General features: G+C 22.8%; 1 protein-coding gene. It reads left to right on the forward strand.

Annotated elements, in window-relative coordinates; translation table 11 throughout:
- Positions 1 to 308: 308 nt before the first annotated feature.
- The coding region (locus tag H2280_RS08440) for a hypothetical protein (protein ID WP_337216260.1) at positions 309 to 591 on the forward strand (283 nt) is incomplete at its 3' end.

Here is a 591-nt window from a genome sequence, read left to right on the forward strand (position 1 = left end):
CGTATATATATTTGCATAGGATTTTTATTTGGTTGGATTTGCTATTTAACACTTTTTGCACCTTTTATAGTTCTTTGTTTATTACAAGCTTATTTTTTTAAATGTTATAGCACGGGAGTAAAACGCAAAAAAATAAGTTGGTTTTTAGGGTTTGCATGCAGCTCTCCTTTTATATTAATATTTTTTAAATATATAAATGATGGAAATATTTATTTATAGTAAAGATTTCATTATCAAACTTAATTTTAAGAATCTTTTATGTTAAAAAACATTATAGTTTATAAAAATTTAATTTTAAGAAAAAATAAATGAAAGAAGCATTTATAACAAGACTTACTTTTTTAAGCAATGAAGATATAAACAAAATCAATAAAAATTCATCTATAGCATACTTAAAAGCTTTATATCAATGTGAGAATTCTATAGCTATAAATTACAAAAAGGAAGAACTTTTCACCCAAACCACTGCTACAAACAATCTAGGCTATAAAAATGATTTTACTAAAATATTTATCTTAGATAAAGAAAGCCTCAATGATACCTACCTTGATGCTAGAAAAAATCTTTACAAATCTATCAATACTTTAAAAA

The organism is Campylobacter sp. 2457A, from assembly GCF_020135895.1.
In the GTDB taxonomy this organism is placed as follows: domain Bacteria; phylum Campylobacterota; class Campylobacteria; order Campylobacterales; family Campylobacteraceae; genus Campylobacter_D; species Campylobacter_D taeniopygiae.